Raw genomic sequence first — 6,000 nt, 5'->3', positions numbered from 1 at the left:
TTCAATCTGAGCCATGATCAAACTCTTCACTTTAATGATTCGTTTGAAGTGCAACTGTAACCAGTTGCCAGTATGTTGGCAAAACTCAAAGTTCTTAACTTAAAGAACCCACACAGATTGTCTGTACTTACTGATTTTCAAAGAACTCAAAAGCGCCGGGCTTTTGCAGCTTCACGCCTCAGTGCGTGACAGCGGAGACGTATTTTAATGATTTCCAACCCCACGTCAACAGCTTTTTTAAAAAAAATTTAAACGAAACTTAATATTTTACTGCTTACGGGAGGGGCAAACCCGACAAATATGCGATTTTGTGATACAAATCACACCTCAAAATAATTTTTTCTGATATCCGCTTTGCCTGACATAAAATGGCACATTTGCCATCAAAAAAGTCAGTAATCACCCCTCACCTTTCAAATACCACAGCAGTCTCCTGAATATTCATCATCCCGCCACTGATCTGATCGTTCGCCCCTGTCTGTATAAATCCTGACTTTCTTTGCAGAAGAGCACCGTCCCCCTGGCAGCAGCTGCAGCTGACGCCGCAGCTGCTGCCACAAGGGAGCCCTGCGCACTCCTTGAGCTTTGTGACTGGACTCTGCCCCTCCCTTATCTCTACATGGTGGAACCGCACGCAAAATCTCAACCTGAAGTGCTCCAGTCACTGTCCCATGCTGTCGAGCTTTAATGAAAGGTACTGTCAGCTCAGCCGCCTCTGGTACATCATTACTCCTCACAGATCACCAGTCCGCTCCATTCAACTGACTGAACAGATCAGCAACTCTCTATAAAGCCAGACGTTTCACGATCAGTAAATCTTTATGAAACCGGACGTTTCACGATCAGTAACTCTTTATGAAGCTGGACTTTTTACAGATCAGATGGATGCCACATCTAAGCTGCATTTACAGATCAGCAAACCTCAGTGCTACGTGACAAGTCTCCTGTCAGCGTGCTGCATAACTGACGTGTCTCAACAGATCAGCGCCCCTGTTGCTGCTGTCATACTAAGAGCAGAACCGCACAGCACTGCTTGAAGTAGCATGCTTTTGATTAGTCGTTACGACAGTGCTGACGCATGTGCCTTATTGCCCGATTGCCTGATACCTGTGTTGCCGCGCATTTTTGTCAGCACCTTCCCTGCCTGAACGTCCATATATTGGTTGTACAATGGAACGATACGCCAGAGACAGGTATACCTTTCTCTGCATGAGCTATCCAGACTCATCACTAATCAAGGGCATCGACTGAACACACCGTTCTGCCTGTATCAAAGCTATTGAGCGCAACAAACTGTCTTCAGTATTAACTTGCTGACTGAACCAGGGCAGCCGCCACAGCAGAACTTTTGTTGCTGACCGGAACTACCGTTCTTACCACCATAATGCATACCATGTCAGCCTGTTCTGATTGCTTACCAAGTACGCTTCCCTGCCTGGGTGGTCAGCAATCCGCATTCCCGCCATACGGTCAGCTATGATGTATGCCTTGCGGTTTGCCATACGGTCAGCCATGCTGTATGTCTTGCGGTTTGCCATACGGTCGGCCATGCTGTATGCCTTGCGGTTTGCCATACGGTCTGCCTTGCTTTTGGGGCTGGCAATGACTTTGAGGGTCTAGAGGATGTGGTGGGCCGCGCGGGCTGATGTCCGGGTTGACGGGTGCAGAAACTTAAGGAGTGTTATGAAGGCTCAGGTAATGGGGCATGCATGGTCTGCATGCTGGGACAGTGATAATTTATGGGAGAGACCAATGCAGTCCAAAGCTGATATTTATCGTTATGACCTCAGGTTTAAAGAGCCGGCCATGACCTCTCGTGGTACCTACTATACCCATACTGTATGGTATGTGGTCTTTGAACACGGCAACCGCATGTCCATTGGTGAGTGCGCTCCCCTGCCTGATCTGAGCTCTGATTTCCTTTCCATGGGAGCTGATCTTGATGAGCGTCTTTTTGCATATGAGCGCAAGCTCAAGGAGCTCTTTGCCCCAGTATTCAAAGAGCTGCTGGACTGTAAGACCAATGAAGAGCTGCTGAGCTTTACCCCTGACACTTCAGCTTTCCTCAACTACCCTTCCATGCTCTTTGGCCTTGAGGGCATGCTTGCCCATATGCGTCGCCAGCTCGTTGGCGGTCTTCATGAGGGCCAGGCTGATCTCATGCTCTGGGACACTCCATTTAGCCGCAATGAAGAAGGCATCCTGATTAACGGACTTATCTGGATGGGTGACTTCGAGACCATGGGGCAGCGCATTAAAAACAAGATTGCCGAAGGTTTCCGCTGCATCAAACTCAAGATTGGCGCAATCGACTTTGACCGTGAGCTTGAGCTGCTCTCCTATATACGTGAGCGCTTCTCTCCTGAGGAGCTCGAGTTGCGTGTTGACGCCAATGGTGCTTTTTCAGTTGAGGAGGCTCCAGCTAAACTCGAACAGCTAAGCCATTTCCACCTGCACTCTATCGAGCAGCCAGTCAAGGCTGGCCAGTATCAGCAGATGGCCGAGCTGTGCGCCAGTTCTCCAATTGCTATTGGTCTTGATGAGGAGCTTATTGGTGTTTATGAGCGTGAGCGCAAGATTGAGCTTATCGATACCATCAAGCCTCAGTACCTGATCATAAAACCAAGCCTGCATGGTGGCTTTGCCGGAACCAGAGAATGGATTGAACTTGCCTCTGAGCGCGGTACCGGTTACTGGCTGACCTCCGCTCTTGAGTCAACCATAGGCTTAAACGCACTGGCTCAGTGGTGCTCTACCGAGGAGCTGACCATGCCTCAAGGACTTGGTACCGGTGCTCTGTATACCAATAACCTCAATACCCCAATGTATATTAAGGATGCACGCCTGTTCTGCAATCTCTCCCTGCCTGAGATGAGCAACTACCGCGACTATCTGCATAATCTATTTGCCAGCAGCGCAGCCCGTATCTTCACTACTGAATACAGCTGCTCCCACAGCACTGACTGATAAATGGACCTTCAGCTGCTCCCACTGCACCGACTGATAAAGGGACCTGCAGCTGCCCTCACAACACTGACTGATAAATGGACATTCAGCTGCTCCCAATGCACCGGCTGATAAAGGCAGCTGCAGGCGCTGGAGGGATTGAGCTTTTGCCAAAGCGGATATACCCTCGCAGGTCCAATCAGGACCTGATGTCACCCCCACTGCAGGAGCATAACCAAAAGTCAGTAACATGGTAATGAACTGCAGGTCATCATGTTGCCGATAGCCTGTAGCTGGCTGCATTGGGCTTGAGACGTCAGATCAAGATTATTTTTGCTGTAACCTGCATGGTTGCGCCTTATGGCGGCGGCTGATGCCATCAGGCCGGAAAAATGGCCGGGCTACAGGCTGTATATGCGTTGGATATGGCGGTTGACAGGTTATGCTCAGGCTGTCATGGTGCTGTTGGCAATACAGATAAGCAGGCACCAGCGACCCACGACTGTTCAGGAGTCTGAGCCAGGTCTGGCTTTTTGAATGAAAACTGTACTTCAGGATTGAGAGGTGAATGTGAACTTTGAAACTGATATCAGCAAACAGATTATTTACCTTGGTGATGAGAGCTTTACCGCTGCAGATGCCATAGCCGGACCTGACGGTACCAGCCATCTTGAGCAGCTGATGATTTCCCGCCATGGTGTCAGCTCTTTTGAGCATGACCTTGCTGTCTTCTTAAGACAGTGGTTTGACAGCTCAGACGTCATAAAGGTCAAAACCTCAGGCTCTACCGGTGTTCCCAAGGTAATTATGGTAGAAAAGGAGCGCATGATGAACAGCGCCCGCCTTACCCTGTCTTTCCTTGGCCTCAACAACGGCGACAGTGCTCTTCTGTGCATGCCGCTTGGCTATATTGCCGGAAAGATGATGGTAGTGCGCGCCCTTACCGGAGGACTTAAACTGCTCCTTGTCCCTCCATGCTCCAATCCGGCTGCCGAGCTGCATGATGATACTCATGTAAGCTTTGCCGCCATGATTCCCATGCAGGTAATAAACGGCCTTGCAGACCCTGACAGTGCCCGCCGTCTTAAGGCTGTCGAACATCTGATCATCGGTGGCGGCGCTGTAGAAAGTGATCTGGCCGCACAGCTCGCCTCATTTGAAGGTGCTGTCTGGAGCACCTATGGCATGACAGAAACTCTGTCCCATATTGCCCTGCGCCGCCTGAGCGGACCTGAGGCATCCAGCTGGTATACCCCTTTTGATCAGGTAACCCTTACTGCAGGTGAGGACAACACTCTTATTGTAAATGCCCCTCTGGTCAACAGCTCAGTACTTGAGACCAACGACATTGTCGAGTTCAATGACGCAGGTCAGTTCCGCATTCTCGGACGACGAGACAATGTCATTAACAGCGGTGGCGTAAAGCTTCAGATTGAGGAAATAGAGCAGTGGCTTAACAGCCGTATCAGAGAACTGTCCTCAGAGCATCCACGTCTGCGTGGCTGCCAGAGCATGGTAAGCTCCCGTCCTGATCATCAGTTTGGCTACATTGCTGTTATGCTCTATCAGCTCCCTGATACCGAAGCTGACCTCAATGAAGAAGAGCTGGAGCTGCTCTTTACTGACATACCAAAATACTGGAAGCCTCGTGCTCTGGTAAGAGTGCCACAGCTGCCTTTAACAGGTACAGGCAAACCTGACCGTGTTGCCGCCCGCTCAATGGCTGCTCGCGACGATCAGTAGCTTCCAGTGAGCGCCCCTGCCGCCCTGTCAGCAGACATAATCCTTTACATTTTATAACGCATTTTATAAAGCCCGTCCCCATTTACCGGAACGGGCTTTTTCATTACCTGAATTTGAGTATGACGGGTTACATTGCAGGCAGTCCAGGCAAGCCCAGTCCAGGCTAGCCCATGCCAGGTCTGTCCAGGACAGGCATGGGCAAGCTGGCCTTGCAGGCTGACTGTTATCGGGAGTGGTCAGGTCAAGTGAAAAAAAATGCGCCTCCGCAGAGACGCACTTTTTCCTGTTAAGGGAACTTAGGATACTTGCTCCAGTCAGGCTTGCGCTTTTCAAGGAATGCCTTGCCGCCTTCCTGAGCTTCCTCAGTCATGTAGTAGAGCATGGTGGCATCGCCGGCCAGCTCCTGGATACCTGCCTGACCGTCAAGTTCTGCGTTGAGGCCGGCCTTGATCATACGCAGAGCCAGCGGGCTGTGCTGCATCATGGTCATGGCCCAGTCAACAACCTCATCTTCGAGCTTGTCAAATGGCACGACCTTGTTTACAAGTCCCATCTCCAGAGCTTCCTGAGCGTTGTACTGACGGCACATGAACCAGATTTCACGGGCCTTCTTCTGACCTACCACACGGGCAAGATAGGAAGAACCAAAGCCGGCATCAAAGCTGCCAACACGTGGACCGGTCTGACCGAAAATAGCATTTTCAGAGGCAATTGACAGGTCACATACTACATGCAGTACGTGGCCGCCACCGATGGCAAAACCGTTAACCATGGCAATAACTGGCTTAGGCATGGAGCGGATCTGCTTTTGTACATCAAGTACGTTCAGACGAGGCACACCATCAGTACCAACATAGCCGCCGTGGCCCTTAACATTCATGTCACCACCGGAGCAGAAAGCCTTGTCGCCGGCACCGGTAAGAACGATAACATTGATGTCCTGGCACTCACGGCAGTAGTACAGAGCATCAGAGATCTCGGTAGTGGTAGTTGGGGTAAAGGCGTTGCGGTAGCGTGGACGGTTGATGGTGATCTTGGCAATGCCCTCAAAGAACTCAAAAAGAATATCCTGATATTCTTTGATGGTCTTCCATTCTCTTGTCTGTGACATAAGTTTGGTCTCGTTAAATTAAGGAAATCATGACATTCAGCCCCTTTGCGGGACTGTTCCCTGCTCTTACGCCGGCTGATTGAGCCCTAAGTGCCCTGAATGCTCCCGACCTGCCATGGCAAGGTACAGCCAGGCAGCGTGGTATGGCATGCCTGGTTGCTGACCTGCCATGGCAAGGCACAGCCAGGCAGCGTGGTGTA

At 50.6% G+C, this 6,000-nt stretch carries 3 protein-coding genes; 2 read left to right on the top strand and 1 reads right to left on the bottom strand.

The genetic code is table 11. The features are described 5' to 3' along the window. Nucleotides 1-1,752 precede the first annotated feature (1,752 nt). On the top strand, nucleotides 1,753-2,967 hold the full coding sequence (locus MXE39_RS10450) for an o-succinylbenzoate synthase (RefSeq protein ID WP_246978593.1): 1,215 nt from the start codon (nucleotides 1,753-1,755) through the stop codon (nucleotides 2,965-2,967). 549 nt (nucleotides 2,968-3,516) lie between these two features. Next, on the top strand, nucleotides 3,517-4,689 hold the full coding sequence (locus tag MXE39_RS10445; protein ID WP_246978592.1) for an AMP-binding protein: 1,173 nt from the start codon (nucleotides 3,517-3,519) through the stop codon (nucleotides 4,687-4,689). Nucleotides 4,690-4,975: 286 nt separating this feature from the next. On the opposite strand, the gene menB is transcribed toward MXE39_RS10445, so the two are convergent. Continuing rightward, nucleotides 4,976-5,800: a 1,4-dihydroxy-2-naphthoyl-CoA synthase gene (gene menB / locus MXE39_RS10440; RefSeq protein WP_246978591.1), complete on the bottom strand. Its 825-nt coding sequence runs from the start codon at nucleotides 5,798-5,800 to the stop codon at nucleotides 4,976-4,978. Between the last annotated feature and the right edge of the window lie 200 nt (nucleotides 5,801-6,000).

Source organism: Anaerobiospirillum sp. NML120511 (assembly GCF_023050955.1).
In the GTDB taxonomy this organism is placed as follows: Bacteria; Pseudomonadota; Gammaproteobacteria; order Enterobacterales; family Succinivibrionaceae; genus Anaerobiospirillum.
This window is presented reverse-complemented; position numbering and strand designations above follow the sequence as displayed.